Annotated in this window: 19 protein-coding genes and 2 pseudogenes; 10 read left to right on the forward strand and 11 right to left on the reverse strand. The window is 47.3% G+C overall.

Features of this window, described 5'->3' with window-relative positions; genetic code table 11:
* Window positions 1–6 precede the first annotated feature (6 nt).
* Both ACTWJ7_RS17725 and ACTWJ7_RS17730 read left to right on the forward strand, forming a co-directional pair.
* Window positions 7–1593, forward strand: coding sequence for a beta-L-arabinofuranosidase domain-containing protein (locus ACTWJ7_RS17725; RefSeq protein WP_443145703.1), 1587 nt, complete (start codon window positions 7–9; stop codon window positions 1591–1593).
* Window positions 1590–1859: a hypothetical protein gene (locus ACTWJ7_RS17730; protein ID WP_443145704.1), complete on the forward strand. Its 270-nt coding sequence runs from the start codon at window positions 1590–1592 to the stop codon at window positions 1857–1859. The genes ACTWJ7_RS17725 and ACTWJ7_RS17730 overlap by 4 nt, the downstream gene beginning before the upstream one ends.
* Before the next feature lie 112 nt (window positions 1860–1971).
* Here ACTWJ7_RS17730 and ACTWJ7_RS17735 read toward each other — a convergent pair whose 3' ends face one another.
* From ACTWJ7_RS17735 to ACTWJ7_RS17745, 3 genes are read right to left on the reverse strand one after another with little or no spacing between them, the layout of a single operon-like run.
* The gene (locus ACTWJ7_RS17735) at window positions 1972–2460 is read right to left on the reverse strand and encodes a phenolic acid decarboxylase (protein WP_301878381.1); all 489 of its coding nucleotides are present in this window, start codon (window positions 2458–2460) and stop codon (window positions 1972–1974) included.
* A gap of 57 nt (window positions 2461–2517) precedes the next feature.
* Window positions 2518–2676, reverse strand: a complete 159-nt coding sequence (locus tag ACTWJ7_RS17740; RefSeq protein ID WP_443145705.1) for a hypothetical protein — start codon at window positions 2674–2676, stop codon at window positions 2518–2520.
* Entirely contained in the window at window positions 2673–3476 is an 804-nt protein-coding gene (locus ACTWJ7_RS17745; RefSeq protein ID WP_443145706.1) for an NmrA family NAD(P)-binding protein, read from the reverse strand. Before ACTWJ7_RS17745 ends, ACTWJ7_RS17740 begins: the two co-directional genes overlap by 4 nt.
* Window positions 3477–3596: 120 nt before the next feature.
* Here ACTWJ7_RS17745 and ACTWJ7_RS17750 point away from each other — a divergent pair, with 120 nt between their 5' ends.
* Window positions 3597–4478, forward strand: a complete 882-nt coding sequence (locus tag ACTWJ7_RS17750) for a LysR family transcriptional regulator (RefSeq protein WP_301877101.1) — start codon at window positions 3597–3599, stop codon at window positions 4476–4478.
* A gap of 172 nt (window positions 4479–4650) precedes the next feature.
* Here the strand turns inward: ACTWJ7_RS17750 and ACTWJ7_RS17755 are convergent, their stop codons facing one another.
* Window positions 4651–5745, reverse strand: a complete 1095-nt coding sequence (locus ACTWJ7_RS17755; RefSeq protein WP_443146388.1) for a glycosyl hydrolase family 8 — start codon at window positions 5743–5745, stop codon at window positions 4651–4653.
* Between the two features lie 320 nt (window positions 5746–6065).
* On the opposite strand from ACTWJ7_RS17755, the pseudogene ACTWJ7_RS17760 reads away from it, so the two are divergent.
* The 7 genes and pseudogenes from ACTWJ7_RS17760 to ACTWJ7_RS17790 form a co-directional block, all read left to right on the forward strand.
* Window positions 6066–7981 (forward strand): annotated as a pseudogene (locus ACTWJ7_RS17760) (glycoside hydrolase family 95 protein); the annotation flags it as partial.
* A 54-nt stretch (window positions 7982–8035) separates the two neighbouring features.
* Window positions 8036–8281, forward strand: a complete 246-nt coding sequence (locus tag ACTWJ7_RS17765) for a glycoside hydrolase family 95-like protein (protein ID WP_443146389.1) — start codon at window positions 8036–8038, stop codon at window positions 8279–8281.
* Between the two features lie 191 nt (window positions 8282–8472).
* Window positions 8473–9687, forward strand: a complete 1215-nt coding sequence (locus ACTWJ7_RS17770) for an SGNH/GDSL hydrolase family protein (RefSeq protein ID WP_301877096.1) — start codon at window positions 8473–8475, stop codon at window positions 9685–9687.
* 164 nt (window positions 9688–9851) lie between these two features.
* On the forward strand, window positions 9852–10511 hold the full coding sequence (locus tag ACTWJ7_RS17775) for an alpha/beta hydrolase (protein ID WP_443145707.1): 660 nt from the start codon (window positions 9852–9854) through the stop codon (window positions 10509–10511).
* Window positions 10512–10694: 183 nt separating this feature from the next.
* A complete protein-coding gene (locus ACTWJ7_RS17780; RefSeq protein ID WP_029881364.1) occupies window positions 10695–11015 on the forward strand; it encodes an ArsR/SmtB family transcription factor in 321 nt (106 codons plus the stop codon).
* Window positions 11012–13512: pseudogene (locus ACTWJ7_RS17785) on the forward strand (FAD-dependent oxidoreductase). The gene ACTWJ7_RS17780 and the pseudogene ACTWJ7_RS17785 overlap by 4 nt, the downstream one beginning before the upstream one ends.
* Before the next feature lie 334 nt (window positions 13513–13846).
* On the forward strand, window positions 13847–15193 hold the full coding sequence (locus ACTWJ7_RS17790; protein WP_301877093.1) for a glycoside hydrolase family 30 beta sandwich domain-containing protein: 1347 nt from the start codon (window positions 13847–13849) through the stop codon (window positions 15191–15193).
* A gap of 113 nt (window positions 15194–15306) precedes the next feature.
* Here ACTWJ7_RS17790 and ACTWJ7_RS17795 read toward each other — a convergent pair whose 3' ends face one another.
* The 7 genes from ACTWJ7_RS17795 to ACTWJ7_RS17825 form a co-directional block, all read right to left on the reverse strand.
* Complete coding sequence (locus ACTWJ7_RS17795) at window positions 15307–16191, reverse strand: IS3 family transposase (protein ID WP_301877092.1); 885 nt, start codon at window positions 16189–16191, stop codon at window positions 15307–15309.
* Complete coding sequence (locus tag ACTWJ7_RS17800; protein WP_079350485.1) at window positions 16140–16457, reverse strand: helix-turn-helix domain-containing protein; 318 nt, start codon at window positions 16455–16457, stop codon at window positions 16140–16142. The genes ACTWJ7_RS17795 and ACTWJ7_RS17800 overlap by 52 nt, the downstream gene beginning before the upstream one ends.
* A 141-nt stretch (window positions 16458–16598) precedes the next feature.
* Entirely contained in the window at window positions 16599–17375 is a 777-nt protein-coding gene (locus tag ACTWJ7_RS17805; RefSeq protein ID WP_301878380.1) for a Cof-type HAD-IIB family hydrolase, read from the reverse strand.
* Window positions 17376–17382: 7 nt separating this feature from the next.
* On the reverse strand, window positions 17383–18189 hold the full coding sequence (locus ACTWJ7_RS17810; RefSeq protein WP_443145708.1) for an ABC transporter ATP-binding protein: 807 nt from the start codon (window positions 18187–18189) through the stop codon (window positions 17383–17385).
* On the reverse strand, window positions 18153–18431 hold the full coding sequence (locus ACTWJ7_RS17815) for an ATP-binding cassette domain-containing protein (RefSeq protein WP_443145709.1): 279 nt from the start codon (window positions 18429–18431) through the stop codon (window positions 18153–18155). Before ACTWJ7_RS17815 ends, ACTWJ7_RS17810 begins: the two co-directional genes overlap by 37 nt.
* On the reverse strand, window positions 18428–20182 hold the full coding sequence (locus tag ACTWJ7_RS17820) for an ABC transporter permease (RefSeq protein WP_301877091.1): 1755 nt from the start codon (window positions 20180–20182) through the stop codon (window positions 18428–18430). The genes ACTWJ7_RS17815 and ACTWJ7_RS17820 overlap by 4 nt, the downstream gene beginning before the upstream one ends.
* Window positions 20183–20199: 17 nt before the next feature.
* Entirely contained in the window at window positions 20200–21195 is a 996-nt protein-coding gene (locus ACTWJ7_RS17825; protein ID WP_443146390.1) for an ABC transporter substrate-binding protein, read from the reverse strand.
* Window positions 21196–21222 lie beyond the last annotated feature (27 nt).

A 21222-nucleotide genomic window follows, 5' to 3' on the forward strand; every position in this document is an offset into this window, starting at 1 on the left:
CCGATATTGTTTGCCAATTTTGGCTTGAATGAAGTGAGGTTAAATACAAATGAATTTGCTACCCGCCGGCAATACATCAAAGCGTACCTTGCTTCATTTAATGTTAACCGGCTTATGCATACGTTTAAGTATAATGCGGGAATAGCTTCTCATACCGAGCCGCTTGGAGGTTGGGAAGCCGAGGATTGCGGCCTTAGGGGACATTTCGCTGGACATTTCCTTTCGGCTTGTGCCAAATACGCCTTTGCCGATCAGGATCAGGTGCTTCACAGCAAAGCCAGCGAGATTGTGGACATCATGGAATCCTGTGCTCAGCCCAACGGATATGTGAGTGCATTTGGGGAGGATCAGCTCGATCTGCTGGAAAGCGAGGAGAACCGGAAAGTATGGGCCCCATATTATACTCTGCACAAAATTATGCAGGGACTTATCGATTGCCATGTATACCTGGGCAACTCAAAGGCACTGAAGGTTGCTGTGAATCTGGCCCTCTATATTCATGGGCGGTTCACAAAGCTCTCCTTTTGGAAAATCGATGGTATTCTCCGCTGCACACGGCTGAACCCGGCTAACGAGTTCGGAGGTATGGGAGATGCGCTGTACTCCCTCTATGATCTCACAGGAAATGCCGAAATACTGAAGCTTGCCCTTCTGTTCGACAGAGACTATTTTGTAGGTCGCCTTGCCAAGGGTCAGGATGTGCTTGCAGATTTGCACGCCAACACTCATCTCCCCATGATCATAGCGGCCATGCACCGTCATGATATTACCGGCGAGGAGCAATACAGAGCGGCAGCCTTACATTTTTACGAATGCTTGAAGGGGAGAACATTTGCAAACGGCAATAGCAGTTCAAAGGCTGCAGCTCCTGTTGAGGGTGGAGTTTCCGAAAAGTCGGAACACTGGGGAAGGTTCGGAAGACTGGAGGATGCCTTGACAGGTGGAGAGAGCGAGAGCTGCTGCGCGCACAACACAGAGCGAATACTGGAGAGAATGTTGTCATGGTCAGGAGCAGTTGAATATCTGGATCATATGGAATCATTGAAATATAACGCGGTTCTGAATAGCGCCAGCAGCCAAACGGGGCTATCCCAATATCATCAGCCAATGGGGAGCGGTGCAACCAAAGCCTTCAGTAGCGCGCATGATTCCTTCTGGTGCTGTACGGCTTCCGGAATCGAGGCGATGAGCGAACTGCAGAAAAATATCTGGTTCAAAAGCGAAAACATGCTGCTGTTGAATGCATTCATATCGTCAACGGTCGAATGGAGCGAGCACACCAGCATTGTGCAGCATACCCGTTTTCCTGATGGGCTTGCGTCCACCCTGGTGATTGAGACGCTCATACCCGTGACATTAGTATTGCTCCTGAAAGCGAAGTCTGTCAAAGCGGTGAAGATCAACTCGGTGCCGGTGGAACTGGAATATTACAACGGGTACATCGTCATTCAGCGCGAATTTCATGATCGGGATATAATCGAGATCGAAATCGCTGCCGAGCTGCATCTGGTCCCACTGCAAGGCTCGGACCGCATGGCAGCGGTAATGTATGGCAGTATTCTGCTTGCACAACTGGGGAATACACAATATTGAAGGGAATTACCGAGGACAATCTGCATGAAAAAATCGTCAGACTTCCCCAGGAACAACTGGCATTCGCCGTAGAGAGTGAGCAGGGGGATCAAGTGAAATTCATCCCGCTGTTTCGAGTGGAGGAAGAACAGTACTCGGTCTATCTGGATTTGCAAAATGATTCTTCTGGTGTTCAACGATTCTCAATGGCCGAGGTGGGTAGCGCGGCTTATGAGCAAGAGGGGCACCCAGTCCTTGAAGAGCATAGGGTGAGGGCAGAGAAGTGACATTTGTTGCCTGGATTTGCATACCCCAAAACGTCCCGGTTCGCAGGAATACGATGCGAGCCGGGAACGTTTTGGGTTAGATATATTGAAATTTTATGTTGCAATGAAGCGTCTATTTCAGTTTTCCGGCACGAATATCGTCGGTCATACCGGGATAAGGCGCGATGGAAATAAGCTTCTGATTGTCGATCCCGGCATTTTCCATAAATGTGATATCGGCAAATTCGGGAACGACGTATTTAGGATATGTTTCATACTTTTCGCGTGACTCGATCATGAGATCGATATAGTCGTTCTGGTAGCAGACGGTAATTTCCGGATGCTCATGAACCCATTTCGGGAAAAAAATAATCCCGTGCATCCGCTTCTCGCGCGGCATAAAATTAAGGGAAACATCTGTCCCAGTCGGCTCGGTCCATGATACTTTGTAGACACCCTCGATTAATTTCACAATGTTGACTTCCTGATCCCGCACCCAACGTCCTGCAACCATCCCGCTGTGAATGCGATAATCAATGGTATGATCGTTTTTGATGTAGATTTCGTATTCCCAGCCGTTTTCGTAAGTATAAATCATATGGCTCCCTGTAAAGCCTTGCAATGCATCCTTGGTTTCCATCATAAAATGCTCCCTTCCTGATCAAGTAAGGCTAAATTTCTATTTCATATCCCGCCAGCTACGAATATTGTTTTCCCATATATATTTATACTTTCCGATGATATCTCTTGCCGTTTTGGGCTGTTGTCCCGTCAGAATTTCAATGGCGTTGGATTGCACGTCGAGCAGCCCCTCCTTAATGCTGGCATCAGTCGTCATGAGATCCTCTCCGCAGAAGGGAACGGGGAGCGTGAGAAGTCTCCTGTAATTTCCCTCGGAATATTCAAGCGCTCCAGGTATTCGTAATACTGCTCTGCATCGACTGGTACATACTCCAGTGAGATGCCGGAAACCTCCTGAATCAAGCTGCACAGGTCCCTTACGGAAACGGACTCCGATCCGACAATGTTATAGGCTTGATTGTTCTCGCCTTTGCCAAGCAGGACAGTCGCAGCGGCTCTTGCGCAATCGTCTTTGTGAACCAGAGTGGCCCGTCCTTCTCCAGCGGTGCTCAACCACTTATCGTCTGACATGAGTGCGAGCATCGTGTACATCGTTAAGTAGTTTTCCAGATACAAATTGTTTCTCATCGCATTATACGCAATTCCCGTCGACTTCAAATATTGTTCGGTCGCGGTATGGTCCGGGGTGACATAGACATGAGCGTAATCCGGGTCTGTTGCACCGATGAAGGAACTGTAGGTGATGTGAGAGGCTCCGGCCTGGATCGCCGTATCAATCGCGTTTCGGTGCTGCTGCACCCTTTTGCCGACTTCAAGGCCAGAAACGATATAGATCCGGTCTCCGCCCCGGAAAGCTCGCTCCATGGATGGAATATCGTCGTAATTAATTTCGAAGATTTGCACGCCAGCTTGCTCCCACCGCCGCAGCGTTTCTTGAGGGATTCTCTCTTTGTTCATACATGTAAAAGTAAGATTGCTGCCCTCGATTTCTGCAAGTACCGTTTCTGCTACACGACTGGCCAGCTGCCCGTCCACACCCGTGACGATATAACGCATAGGTATTCCTTCTTTCTTGTGATAAGATTCACTTGAAGGTTACCACAGGTTGACGTCCACGTGAAATTACCTTATTTTATCAATAATAAACAAATTTTATATGGGAAAAGGATGTTGTGGATGAACATTCAACAGCTAAAATGCTTTGTTTCCCTTGCCGAGACGCTTAATTTTTCGACAACCGCGGACAAGCTGAACTTGACTCAGCCCGCTGTAAGCCACAATATCAAAAGTCTGGAGCAGGAGCTGGACATCCCATTGTTTGTGCGAAACAAAAGAACGGTTAAACTAACGTTGGCTGGCAACAGCTTTTACGAGGATATCGGAGGACTTCTGTTTCGACTGGACCAATCTGTTATAAAGGCCAAGCGGCTCTCGGCAAAAGTTGAAAGCACGTTGATCATCGGTTACACCGAGACGGTCTTTGAGAAACAAGTGCTGCCGGATGTGATTAAACGATTCAGGGAAAACGATCCGGAAATTCAAATTCAATTGAAGAAATCCAATCTGACTCGGGAGAAGGAAGATTTATTGAACCAAAAGTTCGATATCATTTTTACGACAGAGGATAACCTGGGAGAGGATAGCGTGTTCAGCTTTCATCCAATATTTAAAGGCTCGTATATTTGCATATCGCCTAAAGATCATCCGCTTGTATGTGAAAAAGAGCTGACGATCGAACATTTGAATAACCAATCGCTTATTTTTTTTGACGAGCATCAGGCACCTCCAACACTCAAGCGAATACAAAGGAAAATCGCCGAAGGCTGCCCGGATTCCATGTACACTTATGCCGATACCGTAAGTACGATCCATACGATGATCAAAAGCGGTCTTGGGGTTTCCGTGCTGCCGAACTTCGTAATTGTCGAGGATGGGGAGATCGCTTTTGTTCCCTTGTGTTTTACGGAAGAAGTTGTATACGGCATTGCTTGTCTTAGAAGTGAACAACGTGTGGAAGTAAAACGATGGATTTCAATATTGAAGCAATTATTCGTGTAATCAGACCTGAACCCGGCAAAAATTTTATTTTGCTTAGGGCTTCAGGTTTTTTTGTATTGATATCTCTGCTTATAGTTTGAGGGGAGTGATCCACCTATCTCAATTCTGTAGACAGTTTACGTATACGGCTTGAGATAGGCGGAAAAATGCCCTGAAATCTATGTTAATAGATTTAATAGATACGATAGTTGCCGCTCAAAGCCAGCAGACTAAAGAAATAAAGACAGTTGTCATAGTATCGGCGCACACCTTTGCGCAGCGGCGTGTTCCAAAACTGGTGCACGAACTGGCTCGCATGTGGACCGTCCGCTGCCAGAGAAGCCATAGCATTGGTAGCGAGGAGCCCAACCGGATGCAGCGATGGCTCGTCGAAAGGCTCACCTTCAATGGTATAGCGACGATAATCAGACATTTCAATTTCACTGAAAAAAGCCTGTATGCGATTGGACTGCTCCACTTGCCAGCGATCCTTACGGAACCATTCCCAGTCGAGGGCTATATTGGCCGCAACCCGGTAAGCATCGCTGTAAAAGTGTCTGAAATCTCCATGACGTTGTGGCGGTGCAGGTGTGCCGTCAAAATTGGCGTACTCGGGTGAGAGTCCGGTCACCGGATGACATGCTTTGTGCAGATACACCCGGCTGGTTGCCGCAGCCTCTTTCCAAAAAGCTTGATCCCCTTCATTCGCATGTTTCGCGAACAGTTCATAAAAATGGGGCAGATGATAGGACGGGTCGCTAAACGGTGATTCCGGTATGAATTTGATTAATTTCGTTTCCGGGTCCCACATCGGATCGCCTTCGCCATGTTCTCCTTGATGCAGGCATGCATGTAATATTGTTCTCGCTTGCTCTGCATAATCATATGGCGCAGGTCCATCTCCCCAGCGGTTGGAGGCAAAGAAAAGGGCCATCGCAAAAAATTCTTCACCGTCCGGTGCTGGGCCTTGCGATATTCGCGTGCCATCAGGTTTGCAATGCCATGCAAAATAATCCTTGTATCGACCTTCCGCATGCTGCATGAATGTTTTCGAGAAATTCCAGAGTCGATCGAACTCTTCTTTTTTGTTCATTTGCACAGCCATCATCATGCCGTAAGACATGCCCTCGGAACGCACATCCAGATTGCCAGTGTCAAGGATGTATCCTTTGTCCTCACCCATGGGGTGATAGATGCGCGTATCCGGGTCACCGTAGAACAGCTCGGTCCAAGTGTCCTCGATTCTTGCATTGATTTCCTCATCCGTATAACCGAGTTCCAAAAACATATTTCTGTATTCGGAAGAAGTGTAAGCGCCTTCAATAGTGTGAGTCAAATTCGTTGCCTCCTTTTAGTCAATCATACTTGCTAAAGTATATCATGCGGGCTACTTATCAAATTAAAGCATTCACTTATAAAATTACAGTATTTTGGCCCGAGCTATTGGCATGAAGAAAAATATACATATCATGAAAGAGTACTGATTGGTCGGATTACGTCATTTTCTTTCCATATTTGAATGTTAAAATGAATTATAGCCCTAAAAGTTGTATCGAATATGAATATGGGAGGAACACAATGACAGAAGCAAATCAGAATCATCAACGCATGTGGTACAGCAAACCTGCCAAGGTGTGGAACGAGGCTCTGCCAATTGGAAATGGTCGCCTTGGTGCAATGATATTTGGAGGCGTTGCCGAGGAACGCTTGCAGTTGAATGAGGATTCCATGTGGTACGGTGGAGCTCGTGATCGTAACAATGAAGATGCACTCCCTAATCTGCCTCGTATCCGCAAGTTCATTATGGAAGGAAAACTTCGGGAGGCTGAAGAGATTGCTTCCATGACGATGGCGGGACTTCCAGAGGCGCAGCGACATTATGTGCCACTTGGGGAACTGCAGTTATCGTTAAGCCATCATGATGGTCCTGTCGAGGATTATGTACGGGAGCTTGATTTGGACCGGGGCGTTTCAAGGGTAAGCTATCAGGTCAACAACATCCGTTATTCACGTGAGCTGTTTGCCAGCCACCCGGATCAGGCCATCATACTTCGAATCTCCTCAGATACAAAGAATGCAGTATCGATAAAAGCCCGATTCAACCGACAGAATTGGAGGTACATGGAAAAAACAAAGAAGTGGGACCAGGGCGGTCTGATCATGCTTGGTGAATGCGGTGGTAAAGAGGGTAGTTCTTTTGCCGCAGTTATGAAAGCGGTACCAAACGAGGGTTCCTGCCGCCTTCTGGGCGAGTACCTGCTGGTGGAGGGCGCGACCTCGGTCACACTGATGCTTGCTGCGGGAACGACTTTCCGTCAGGAAGATCCGGAGTCACACTGTAAACTTCTCCTGGAAGAGCTTGGTCGGATTCCTTATGAAACGCTGCTTGCAAGGCACACAACGGATTATGGTGAACTCTATAACAGAGTAGCATTGGATCTGACAAAGAGCTCTGATCGTAATGAACTTCCAACTGACAAAAGATTAGAAGAATTCCAAAAGGGATCAGAGGACCCGGGATTGATCGAGACCTATTTTCAGTATGGCCGTTATCTGCTCATTTCCTCCAGCCGGCCAGGCTCTTTGCCTGCAAATCTTCAAGGGATATGGAATGACAGTTTTACACCGCCGTGGGATAGTAAATTTACGATCAACATTAACGCACAAATGAATTACTGGCTGGCCGAAAACTGCAATCTCGCAGAGTGTCACGAGCCATTGTTCGATCTGATTGAGAGATGCGGGAGCCGGGCCGAATAACGGCACGGGTTATGTATGATTGCCGGGGGTTTACGGCACATCACAATACGGATATTTGGGCAGACACAGCGCCTCAGGATACCTATCTTCCAGCTTCGTTCTGGCCGATGGGTGCTGCTTGGTTATGCTTGCATTTGTGGGAGCATTATCGCTATAGTCAGAATCGCATTTTTTTGGAACAGGCCTATGAAACCATGAAGGAATCGGCTGAATTTCTCCTGGACTATCTGATCGAGGATGCAGAAGGCCGTCTGATTACTTGTCCATCCGTCTCTCCTGAGAACAGCTATAAGCTGCCTAGTGGCGAGATTGGGGTGCTTTGCGCTGGGGCTTCAATGGACTTTCAGATCATCGAAGCACTATTCAACGCTTGTATTCGCAGTGCCGAGTTGATTGGAAGAGACCTTTCATTCAGGAAAGAACTCGCTGATGCCCTGAAGCGAATCCCGAAGCCGCAGATCGGCAAGAACGGCCAAATTCAGGAGTGGATGGAGGATTATGAAGAAGTGGAACCAGGCCATCGGCACATCTCGCATCTATTCGGGCTGTATCCTGGAGAATGTTTCACTCCAGCACATACGCCGGAATTGGCGAAGGCTGCACGAATCTCGCTGGAGCGCAGGTTGGAAAATGGCGGTGGACACACGGGCTGGAGCCGGGCCTGGATCATTCATTTCTGGGCACGCCTTGAGGATGGGGAGATGGCTTACGAAAATGTCAGGGCTCTGTTGGAGCACTCAACGTTGCCTAATCTTTTTGACAATCACCCGCCATTTCAGATTGACGGCAACTTTGGTGGAGCATCGGGAATTGCCGAGATGTTACTGCAGAGTCACACTGACGTGATTCGGCTTCTGCCTGCTGTACCTGTCCAGTGGCATGAAGGGAGTATTAGAGGCCTCAGAGCCCGAGGTGGATATACACTCGATTTCTCATGGAAGATGGGGGCGGTGACTACAGTTACCGTAAAAAGTACAAACACCGGTGTTTGTCAGTTGCAAGGCCCTGGTCTCAAGCCCATTTCCTTCAATACAGAGGCTGGACAATCCTATACTTTCACCTGACGGATTGACATTCAAAATGGCTGGCAGAAGGCTGAGTATTGGAAAAAAACTATACTTTGTCAGGTAAAGACATAGCATTTAACAGGTTGTCTGCTTTATGTGCGAGCGTTAGACTTTAAGTTAATAAAGTATAAAAGACATCTGTTAGCATACGATGTTACTCTCATTTATCCGGGAAGGGATGATTTTTCATGCAGGACATGAGTGGGACATCCTTGAACTTCGAGTCGCAAGCTTATCGTGATCTGATTGCAAAATCACTGCTGCATAAAGGTCATAATGCCAGACTGAAGAAGGCTATCGAGAAAACAAAACGAGGTGAGCCTGTAACGATTGCATACATCGGTGGCTCGATTACTCAAGGTGCCGGGGCGGAACCAATTCATATGAATTGTTATGCATATCAATCTTTTCACCTTTTCAAGAAAATGTTCGCTCCAACAAGTAACAACTCACTACGTTTTATAAAGGCCGGGTTAGGCGGAACGCCTTCCCAGCTTGGTGTAATCCGCTATCATCGTGATGTACTTAGAGAAGGGGAAGTCAAGCCAGATATAGTCATTGTGGAGTTCGCCGTGAACGATGCCGATGATGAAACCGAAGGAACCTGTTATGAAAGCCTTGTGCTGCAAGCGTTAAGAGCTGACAATGACCCTGCTGTCATTCTGCTATTCAGCGTATTTAAGAACGACTGGAATCTGCAGGATCGGCTGGCTCCTGTAGGTTGGCACTACAACCTCCCGATGGTAAGTGTGAAAGATGCTGTTGTAGAACAGTTTCAACTTCCCCCTGAGGAAGGAAGACTCATCTCCAAAGAGCAATACTTCCATGACATCTATCATCCGACCAATGCCGGGCATCTCATCATGGCCGACTGTCTGGGCTGGCTGTTTGAGGTAACGGATCGTTCTGATCTGGATCAAGGAAAGGATATGATTAATAAACCACCACTAATCGGAAATGCATTTGTGGATGTGAAGCTGCTGGACCGACTGAATGGCGAGAGCGTCGCCCGCATCGATGTGGGAGGTTTTGGAGAAACGGATACGGATCTGCAAATGGCTGAGATGGATGATGATCCATACGGCACGCCTCATTTTCCTAATAACTGGATGTATACCAGAGAGAGCGGGAGTCAAGCTGGCAGCTTCAAGATGATTCTGCGGAGCAAGCGGCTCATTCTGATTTTCAAGGATTCTGCAAGTGATGAGTTTGGTACCGCAAATATATGTGTGGACGGGGAGCTGGTCCATAAAGCTGACCCGCATCAAATCAATTGGACGCATTGTCATGTGCTGCTCCTGTTCGATGAGAAGCAGTCCAGCGAGCACATCATTGAGATTGGAATGGCCGAAGGTCATGAAGACAAATCGTTTACGATATTGGGGTTTGGTTATGTCGATTAACAATGGCATCTGGCTCAATAGAAGCTTGAGATGCAAGTGTAGGAGAGGAGAATGAGGATGATCGCAGCACCAAAAGGATACGACCAGTATAGGGAGGGCATACCGCGCGGGATCATTGAGACGGTGGAATATCCCTCGACCACGGTGGGAATTCGCGCAAAGCAATGGTGTATACGCCGCCAGGTTATTCATCAGAACATCAATATAACACGTTATATCTTTTACATGGCATAGGCGGGGATGAAACCGAGTGGTACAATCATGGCACTCCTCAGGTCATTCTCGATAATCTGTACGACGAGGGCAAGCTTGAGCCGATGATTGTCGTTTTCCCCAATGGCCGCGCGATGCCGAATGATCGAGCAGAGGGGGATCTGTTTGCTCCGGATAAAATTCAAGCGTTCGAGAGATTTGAATCTGACCTGCTTGACGATTTAATTCCTTATATTGAAGAGAATTATCCGGTGTGGATCGATCGGGAAAACCGCGCGATTGCCGGTTTATCGATGGGCGGTGGTCAATCCTTAAATATCGGATGGGGTAATCTCGATCGATTTGCATGGATTGGAGCCTTTTCCGCTGCCCCAAACACACGTGCTCCGGAAGTGCTCATTCCTAATCCGAGTGAGATTACCGGGCTTGTGAGAAAGCTTTGGCTGTCCTGTGGTGATCAGGATAACCTCAAACATATCAGTGATCAAATGCATACTTATTTGGCACAACACGGCATTTCTCATATTTGGAATGAGGAACAAGGTGGGCATGATTGGCCAGTATGGAAGAATGGACTGTATCAATTTTCCCAATTGCTTTTTAAAATTTGATTTGGATCCCTTGGATCACTTAACTTAGTGAAACCTGATTTAAACGGTTAGACTCTGTCCTGTCAAACCGTTTTTTTTGTTGTCTGATCATTCGGGAATCAGGTGATCCGAATTTTAATTAGGTTTGCCATTTGACATCTACATCACTATATCGTAATATTACAATATAACGTTTTAGGAGGAATGAGTTTGAATACACCTGCCTTTGATAGTAGTGATCTTAAGCAGTTCGACGAACCTGCTAATCTGCTGAAAGCTTTATCTCATCCCATTCGTTTGTGCATTGTACGTGGGCTGATGCGCAAAAAGAAATGTAACGTTTCATATATGCAGGAGTGTCTTGATCTGCCGCAATCAACCGTATCTCAGCATTTGCAGAAGCTGCGCAGTGCAGGTATTGTCGCCACTGAGCGCAATGGCCTTGAAGTGAATTACGTGCTTGCGGATCAACGGATTGAACAGATTATACCTATTCTTTTTGGAGAGGACGATTGTGAATCATGAGCAAAAAAGTATTGATTGTTGGTGGCGTAGCAGGGGGAGCATCTGCTGCTGCTCGCCTGCGCCGCCTGGATGAACACGCCGAAATCATTATATTTGAGAAAGGACCCTATATTTCATTTGCCAATTGTGGGTTACCTTATTATATTGGAGGCACGATCGCTGACCGCGATCGTCTGCTGGTACAAACACCTAAAGGAATGGCGGATCGTTTTCGAATCGATGTACGTACGAAGAGTGAAGTCATCGCGATTAATCCGCACAATCGAACGGTTCAGGTACAGAGCCATGAGCGCGGACAATATGAAGAAAGCTACGACGAGCTAATTTTGTCACCAGGTGCACGGCCTATTATTCCTGATCTGCCGGGAAGGACAACCCGCTTATTTTCACCGTTCGCAGCATACCGGATATTGACCGCATCAAAGAGCAGGTTAATTCAGATAACAACGCTTCTGCAATAGTTATTGGTGGTGGATTCATCGGTGTGGAAATGGCGGAAAATTTAAAAGAAGCAGGACTGGACGTCACACTGGTCGAGGGTAACGGACAGCTGCTCACCCCATTTGATACCGAGCTGGCAGCGGCACTGGCACAGGAAATGGAGCAGCATGGCGTTAAGCTGCTATTTTCACAGCGTGTCCAGGGTTTCCAATCACGTGAACAAGGGATTGGTGTGGAGCTTGCCGATGGTCAGATTCTGTCCGCAGATCTGGTCATTCTGGCGATAGGCGTAGCTCCGGATACTTCTTTTCTGCAACATAGCGGTGTTTCCCTGGGTGCACGTGGACATATTATGGTCAACGAAGCGCTGGAGAGCAGTGTGCCGCATATCTATGCAGTCGGTGATGCCATTGAAGTAAATGATTATATTCATGGAACGAAGACTGCGATTCCGCTGGCTGGACCTGCCAATAAGCAGGGGCGCATTGTTGCCGATCGGATTGCGGGATTACATTCAACGTACAAAGGAACACAAGGGACGTCCATTATTAAAGTATTTGGAATGACCGGTGCCTCAACCGGCAGTAATGAAAAAACACTAAAACGTCTCGGAATTGATTATCGCACGGTTATCGTACACCCTGGCTCTCACGCCTCGTATTATCCAGGTTCCAGCGCGATCACTCTCAAGCTGCTGTTTGCACCGGATGGTAAAATTCTTGGCGCTCAGGCCGTCGGCTATGACGGAGTGGATAAACGAATAGATGACATTGCGGTAGCCATACATTTTGGCGGTCACATCAGCGATCTGGCTGAGCTTGAGCTGAGTTATGCACCGCCATATTCCTCTGCGAAAGATCCGGTAAACATGGCTGGATATGCAGCAGAAAATATCATGACTGGGCGGGTAGACACGTTCACCTATGATCAGTTGTCTGCACGCGAACCCGAACAGTCTATATTGCTCGATGTGCGCAGCGAACTGGAGTATCGTAATGGGAACATTCCGGGTTCATTAAATATTTCAGTGGATGAGCTTCGTCAGCGTATCCATGAATTGGATTCCTCCAAAGAAATCTGGGTCTACTGCCAGGTCGGCTTGCGCGGATATACAGCTTCGCAAATTTTACGACAGCATGGCTTTAAAGTGAAAAACCTGAGTGGAGGCTATAAAACATACCGTCAAGCGCAATTTATGCCCACTCCATTTTTTACAGAAAGTCATGATAATACAAACGGTCAGCGTTCTGTCGAACAACTGCCAGCTACCAAAGAAACTGCATTGGAGCCGACCCAGCCGTCGTTAATGCAACCTTTGCATATTGATAACGAACTGAACGTATGCGGCTTAAGTTGTCCCGGTCCGCTAATCCAGGTCAAGCAAAAAATGGATCAACTGACAGACGGACAGACCCTGCGCGTAAAAGCTTCCGATCCGGGATTTTATGAAGACGTCAAGGCATGGGCAACCATGTCAGGCTCCACACTTCTACAGTTGGAACGTGGGAAGGGGAGCATTATTGAGGCGGTACTTGCCAAGAACACAGCCCAACCCGTATCCTCAGCTAAGCAAACTCCTGAAGCTGAGCCTGCCAGTACGTTGGTTGTTTTCAGCGGCGATCTGGATAAAGCCATTGCGTCATTTATTATTGCGAATGGGGCAGCGGCAAGCGGACGAAAAGTAACGATGTTTTTTACCTTCTGGGGATTGAATATCATCCGCAAGCATGAGCCACAACCTGTATCCAAAACAGGGATAGGCCGAATGTTTAACATGATGCTGCCAAGCAGTAGCCGCAAGCTGGGGATGTCCAAAATGAACATGCTGGGAATCGGGCCAAAAATGATCCGCGGTCTGATGAAAAATAACAATGTTGCTTCTCTGGAGGAACTGATACAGACCGCAGCTGAGCAAGGCGTTGAGATGGTGGCTTGCCAGATGTCCATGGATCTAATGGGCATTCAACGTGAAGAAATAATGGATCAGGTTACCATTGGTGGTGTGGGTTATTATTTGGGACAAGCAGCTCAGGCAAATCATAACCTGTTTATATAAAATTCGATATTAATCGGATCTCTGTTACAACCTGAACATCTTAATCTTATAAAAAATCATCTATTTGAGTCTGTACGTTTTCCGATGAAAGCCACTAATGTAGTGGCTTTTTCTTTATATACTTTTTCTTTACGAACCAAACTTCGCTCTTGTTGTTCATGAATGAACCTTCTTGTCCTTTCACGCAATAAATGGAACGGAATATGCAATGAAAATGTTCCTTAATTACCTTATTATGTAATAAACCTGCCATGATTCAGTGCATATAGTAAGCGCTTTCCTATGGATTGGTACATTTTAAAGGATTCTTTATTTGAAGAGGAGGGTGAGGTTAATGAGTGTACGTTTCAAAAAAACGATTAGCGTAATACTTGCCTGCTTGACTGCTCTGCCCGTTATGATCACGGCACAAATGCCAGCGAAGGTGTCTGCAGCGAGTGATGTAACAATTAACCTGTCGGCAGAAAAACAGATTATACGGGGCTTTGGAGGGATTAATCATCCTGCCTGGATCGGAGACCTTACAGCGGCGCAACGGGAAACCGCTTTTGGTAACGGTCAGAATCAACTCGGCTTCTCTATACTGCGAATTTATGTCGACCCGGATCGGAATAACTGGTATCGCGAAGTCCCCACAGCCAAACGTGCCATTGAGCAGGGCGCTCTCGTATTTGCTTCACCATGGAATCCGCCCAGTGACATGATTGAAACCTTTAATCGCAACGGGGATACAAATGCCAAACGACTCAAATACGACAAATATGCCGCATATGCGCAGCACCTGAATGATTTTGTAACCTATATGAAAAATAATGGTGTAAATCTGTATGCGATTTCCGTACAAAACGAGCCGGATTATGCACATGATTGGACTTGGTGGACGCCTGAGGAGATGCTTCGGTTTATGAAAGAAAATGCCGGATCAATCAACAACACCAAGGTGATGGCACCCGAATCGTTCCAATATTTAAAAAACATGTCTGATCCGATATTGAATGACCCGCAGGCTCTTGCCAATATGGATATTCTCGGTGCCCATACGTATGGAACACAGTTCAGCAACTTCCCTTATCCATTGTTCAAACAGAAAGGCGCAGGGAAAGAACTTTGGATGACTGAAGTTTATTATCCAAACAGCAACAATAATTCGGCTGACCTCTGGCCAGAAGCGCTCGACGTCTCTTATCATATGCACCATGCTATGGTAGAAGCAGATTTTCAGGCTTATGTCTGGTGGTATATCCGCAGGCAGTACGGTCCGATGAAAGAGGACGGCACGATTAGCAAGCGCGGTTACAATATGGCTCATTTCTCCAAATTCATTCGTCCAGGTTATGTCAGGGTTGACGCAACCAAAAATCCGGATACGAACACATATACCTCAGCTTACAAAGGAGATAACAAGGTCGTTATCGTTGCAATCAACAGAGGTACCTCGTCAGCAAGTCAAAGGTTTGTTTTGCAAAACGGCAATGCTTCGACAGTTTCCTCCTGGGTCACGGACGTCAGCAGAAACCTGCAGGCAGGATCACCCATTAGTGTATCCAGTGGTGCTTTTACAGCTACGCTGCCACCACAGAGTGTTACAACCTTCGTTGCCAGTCTGACAGGTGTTTCGAGTGTTTCCAACGATAGTACCTATGAAGTCGAGTCGGTTCCTAATCAGTCAGCAGGCAATTGAAATCATTCAACGTTAAAGGAACAGCCTGTTGCATTTAAAGCCGACTTATTCAAGAAAAAAAGACGTTCCTGGATTTGGTCAAGACCCCATTTAGTAGACATTATAAAAAGACCCTAGGCTGCAAACTGGCGTCGGTACTCTACCGGCGTCAGTTTTTTTAGTTTCCGTTGTGGCCGTTTTCGGTTGTAAAAACGGATATATTTTTCGATTTTGCTTTGTGCTTCGCTAAGCGTTCGGATATGATAAGGATAGAGTCCTTCCGTTTTGAGATGCGAGAAGAAACTCTCCATCGAGGCATTGTCATAACAATTTCCTCGGCGAGACATGCTGATTCGGGCGCCAACCTTTGGCAGCATGTCGTGGTAAGCATGAGACGTGTACTGGAATCCTTGGTCGCTATGAACGACCAGTCCGGTCACGTCTTTTTGCTTCGCAAACGCCTTGCTGAATGTGCGAAGCACCAGTTCATTGTCGTTGCGTTCGCCTATTTCGTAAGCCACAATTTCGTTATTAAACAGATCCTTTATGGCTGAAAGATATATCCAGCGCTCTCCTACACGATACTGGGTAATGTCCGTTACCCATTTCTGATTCGGTTTTTCTGCACTGAAATCTCGCTTCAAGAGGTCCTCTGCTACACGCTGCGCAGGTGTATACGAGCTGCTGGAGCGCCGTTTACGACGGATTCGAGATTGAATACCGAGCATTTGCATCAGGCGGAGCACCTTTTTGTGGTTCATCCAAATCCCCTGATCTTGCCAAAGGAACAACTGGAGCTGCCGATAACCATATTTGCCTTCATATCGTTGATACGTTTGAAGCACTTGTTTCTTCGCCTTTGCGTCGCGATCGAATCGTTTACGTTTTACATAGGCATAAAATCCACTCCGTGACACGCCAAACACATTACAAAGTTTCTGGATATCACCGTATGCCGCTACTTTTTCTATGATCTGAAATCTTTCTTGTTTGCTTCCTCCTTCCAGATGACCAAGCACTTTTTTAGCAACTCATTCTCCCGTTTCAGTTTTTGTACAAAGCGGTCTTGATCCAAGTATTCTTTACGTCGACCTCGCTGATCCATCAGTCCAAACTCACCTTGTTCCCGATATTTTCGCATCCAGCGCTTCATTCGTCCTGGATCATGAATCCCCAGATGTTCATTAATCTTTCGATAAGTCCACCCCTCAACCGTATGCAAACGAATAGCCTCATTTTTTATCTTCTCCGAATACGTTTTAAACTTTTGTCCCTTAATCGCCATAAAAAAATACACCCCTAGAATTTCATCGGCTAAACCCAGGGGTTTTTCCAATGTCTATTCTAAGGGGTGCACTTCAATTACCGGGAGCGTCTTTTTTTCGTATGACTGGTGTAACTTATAACGGGGAGGGGACTGTTCCTTCTATAATAATCCAGCCCATTTCAGACCATGCCAAATCCCGTCTTGCTCTGCATGGGTCGTCACATGGGAAGCTAATTGTTGCAGAGGATACGGGGCGTTGCCCATGGCAATGCTACAGCCTGCATAGCGAAACATCTCCATATCATTGAAGTTGTCACCGAAGGCATACACATTTTCAGGGGAAAATCCGATTCGGGCAGCAAGTTTGGAAACACCTTCCGCTTTGGAGCCCCCCGCAGGCAGAACATCCATGGAGAACGGATGCCAGCGGACAAAGTGGAGATCACGAAACCTTTCGCGATAGGATGATTCCTCTTCTGGTGAACAGAACAGCATCGTCTGATAGATAAGTCTGTTTTTGCAGAATTGCTGATTAACCCCAGGGTGGGTCACTCCAAGCGAAGTTAGGCAAAGGTCTACATGGGGGTGATAATCCTGACTGCAGCTCATTTGCGAATGATCAAGATAGACGAGTGGATGTCCGTATAAGCCAGCGAATGCAGACAGTTGATTCAAAGCATCCGAGCGGATGGGATTGCTGTGAATGAGTTCCCCTTGATGAATCACATATTGTCCATTGAAGCTAACATAAGACGACAGTCCAAGTTCAAGGCGAACCTGTTCCAACATGAACGGAGATCGTCCTGAGGCCAAAGCTACCGTATGACCGGCTTCTTTTAACGTCTGAACGGCTTGCTTCGCGGAAGCGGGAATCCGATTATGACGATCCAGAAGAGTACCATCGATGTCAAAGAAAATCAGTTTCTTGGTTTGAATCAAAACGTCACACTCCTTCGCCGCTGACGGAAGAAAGACTCAGACTCACTTGGTCGTTCAGGGAGAATGGAAGGGGAGAGATGACTTCCCAACGTGTGTCATCACTGCGGATGTCATAATGAAATTCTTTCCCTTGAAACTGGACATTGACAATCTCACCCGATATCCCCGCTTTACCTGAAGGCTGCAGCTGGAACTGATCCGGCCTGACGGGATATAAGCCGTGTGATTTGAAATAGTTCGCAACCTGCTTGCCAGGCCAGGAAATATTCGTACCGCCCTTAGGCATGAAGACATCTGCATCCCAGTGACCTGTGACCAAGTTGGATTTTGAAACGAATCTCGCTACGAATTCGGTCTCCGGCCGCAAATAAATTTCCTGCGGCGTTCCAGCCTGCTCAATCCGTCCATCTTTCATAACGATGATGCGGTCAGCCATAGCAAGGGCTTCGCCTTGATCATGCGTAACGTAGACTACAGCCGATTCGGTATTTCGGTGTACCTGTTGAATCTCACGTCGCATATCCATGCGAAGCATGGCATCCAGACTGCTGAGAGGTTCATCCATCAGCAGCAGTGAAGGCTGGGGAGCGATGGCCCGTGCGATAGCGACGCGTTGTTTTTGTCCCCCGGACAGCTCATGCGGCATGCGGTCTGCCAGATGTGAAAGTCCCGACATATTCAGAACTTCATGGATCCGGTTCTGTTCGTTATTTTTAATATGAGAAGGTGTTGATTTGTGTGTACGTATGGGGAAGCGGATGTGCTCAGCCACATTCATATGCGGCCACAGCGCAAAGGACTGGAAGACCATGCCGATTCTTCGTTTTTCCGGGGAAGCAATGTCCCTGAGCCTGCAACCACCAGGTCATCCATGAGAACCTCGCCGCTGCTCGGCTGCTCGAATCCGGCAAGAATGCGCAGCAATGTTGTTTTCCCACAACCTGACGGTCCAAGAATCGCTACGAATTCTCCATCCTTAATCGTTAAGTCAATGGAATGAAGTGCCTGGAAACTGCCGAAGGACTTGCTAACCTGTTTGATCTGGATACTCATGACTTCACTCCCTTACGTGCAGCCCATCGCTGAGCGATGAGCAATATTACTCCTCCTGCCGCAATAAGTGCGACAATCAGACTGGACAATGCGGTTGAATAGAGGGTATCCCCTGCCTGCTCAAAACTAAATATGGTGACACCAATAGTCTGTGAACCCGAAGAATATAACAGTGCCGATACGGTAAGCTCGGTCAGGGCAGTCAGGAAGACCAACATGCCTCCTGTCAGAATACCCGGCAGCAATAATGGCAGCAAAACTGAGGTCCACTTGCGCCAGAAACCTGCCCCGGAGATCCGTGCAGCCTCCTCCATCGATGAATCCAGTTGCATGAATGAAGTGACACTTGAACGAATCTGAAGAATAAGAAATCGACAGATATATGCGATAAACAAAATGGTCATCGTCCCATAGATGCCAGGGTTCCAGCCAGGGATCGGCTCCATCCATACCAGAATCATGGACAGGGCGAACACGATACCAGGTAAGGTGTAAGGAACAGCAGTGGCCAGCTCGGCCATTTTATTGAATCGATTAGGCTTACGTACCCGTATATATGCAAATCCTGAGCCTATAATCAGACAAGCGAGCATCGTGACGAGGGCGAGGACAAGACTGTTCTGGATCGCCTGCCACACACGCTCATTTTCAAAGAGAATATATCTGTAATTGTCTAATGTCATATTGGCACGTGTAAGACCGAGCCCATAGGCTCTTTTGAAAGACATCGAGAACATGGAAGACAATGGAACAATAGTAATCAGCAAGAGACCCGACCATATAGCCAATGTTAATGGCTTCCGCATGCGACCCAAAGCATATCTGGGGGCCAGATCGGGCTGCATCGTGTCGGAAGTATGATTTTTGCGCAAAAGCATCCATTGCAATAGACTTCCGACTACCGCAGCTGCACCGAGCAGCACAGATAAGGATGCACCACGGGCGAATGCCGAAGGTCCAAACCCGATAATTTCTTCATATATAAGCGTGCTGAGAACTGAAATGTTTACAGGTGTGCCGAGAAAGGCCGGTATGCCGAAATTGTCCAGCGAAGCCAGAAATACAAGCAATCCTCCAGCCGTCAGGCCAGGCAGGGCAAGTGGCAATGTAATGCGACGGAAAACTTCCATCCTTCCGGCACCTCCAGCTCTTGCCGCCCATTCCAGATCACGCGGGATTTTGCGCAGTACATCCAGTGTGAACATGTACACCAGCGGGAAATGATGAATACCCATAACAAATACAATTCCACCTAAACTGTACATACTCCATGGGGCGAGCCCGGGATGAATCCATTGCAGTACCCCCGCAAGCCATCCCTGTGATCCGGTAAAAGAAGACCAGGACAACGTAAGAACATAGGAGGGTAGAATAAAACAAAGTAAAATCCCCATATGCAGGGCGGACTTATTCCGGATATCCGTGTAGGCAACGATCCAGGCCAGTGCTGTTCCGAGCACCAGAGAGAGCACCGTAGAACCGGTAACGATAAATACGGTATTGCGTAATGTGGACCAAAAACGGTCCTGTTGCAGTAATTCGCTATAGTGAGATAGCGTTAAACCTTGCTCGCCTTGAAAACTGAGAAGAACCAGCTTCAGGATGGGGTATACAAAAAATATCAGTACGGCTGCTGCACCCAACAGGGCTGCAAGTCGATTCCAACGTAACAGGTCGGAGAGGGAGGAAAAGGGCTTGCGCCCTTTTCCTTGTCCCCGCAGAACCATTCTATTTGTTTTCACTTTCTCCATAAGAACAGCTCCAATCCTTACTCGCCAAACACATTAATGAATTGCTGTTTGTCTGTTTCGCGATCAACTGCAAGTTTGGCTGCATCGCCAGGCAAAATCTTCATTTCCGATACACCTTTAAGTCCTTCAGGTGGAGCAACGCCTTCACGAATAGGGGAGTATCCGATCTCGGCTGACAGCTTCTGGCCATCTTCAGAGAGAACAAAATCCACAAAAGCCTGGGCAGCAGGAACATTGGCAGCTTCTTTCATGATCCCAATCGGTTCAGTGATGATCGGAACACCTTCTTCTGGATAGATCAGTTCAACCGGAGAACCTTTTGCTTTTTCTCGGGCCACGAGGTAATCAACAACGACCCCATACGATTTTTCACCACTGGCTACAGCTTTTATTACGGCACCGTTACCTTTAATGACGGACATGCCATTCATCTTGGACTCCTGCAAAAAATCCCATCCGAATCCATCTGTACGGCTGAAGACACCAATGTTGTAAGCTGCCGCACCAGAGTATAGAGGACTCGGCATGATACTTGCATTATTGCTCTCAGGCATGGTCAGCACTTGCCAGGAAGTTGGTTGTGCTGTGACTTTTTGGGTATTGGTAGCCAGTACCGTTGCCATCACCTTCGTACCAGCGTACATGCCATCCGGATCAACAAGATCTGTCGGAATCTGACTTAATTCTGGTGACTTGTAAGCGAGCAGAAGATCATCGCTTTTCAGATTTTCAAAGGTAACTGCATCCGCCAGCAGGAGTACATCCGCTTGAGTTTTGCCGGCCTGGCGCTCTGCCTGAATTTTGGCTGTGACTTCCTCCGTTCCAGAACGGAAGATGCTAACCTGAACATCGGGATATTTTTGGTTAAAAGCATTGACCAGTTTGCCTGCATCCTCTTCAGGCTGGGAGGTATAGAAGGATAGCTTGCCCGATACCGAATTTGAAGCTGCGCCTGAATTGCCTTGATCTGGTGTGGCTTGTCCTTGAGCGGAACAACCACTGAACACAATCATGCCTGCCAGCAGGGGCAGTAGTAACGT

Origin of the sequence: Paenibacillus sp. 1A_MP2 (assembly GCF_052244825.1) — a bacterium.
In the GTDB taxonomy this organism is placed as follows: Bacteria; Bacillota; Bacilli; order Paenibacillales; family Paenibacillaceae; genus Paenibacillus; species Paenibacillus vandeheii.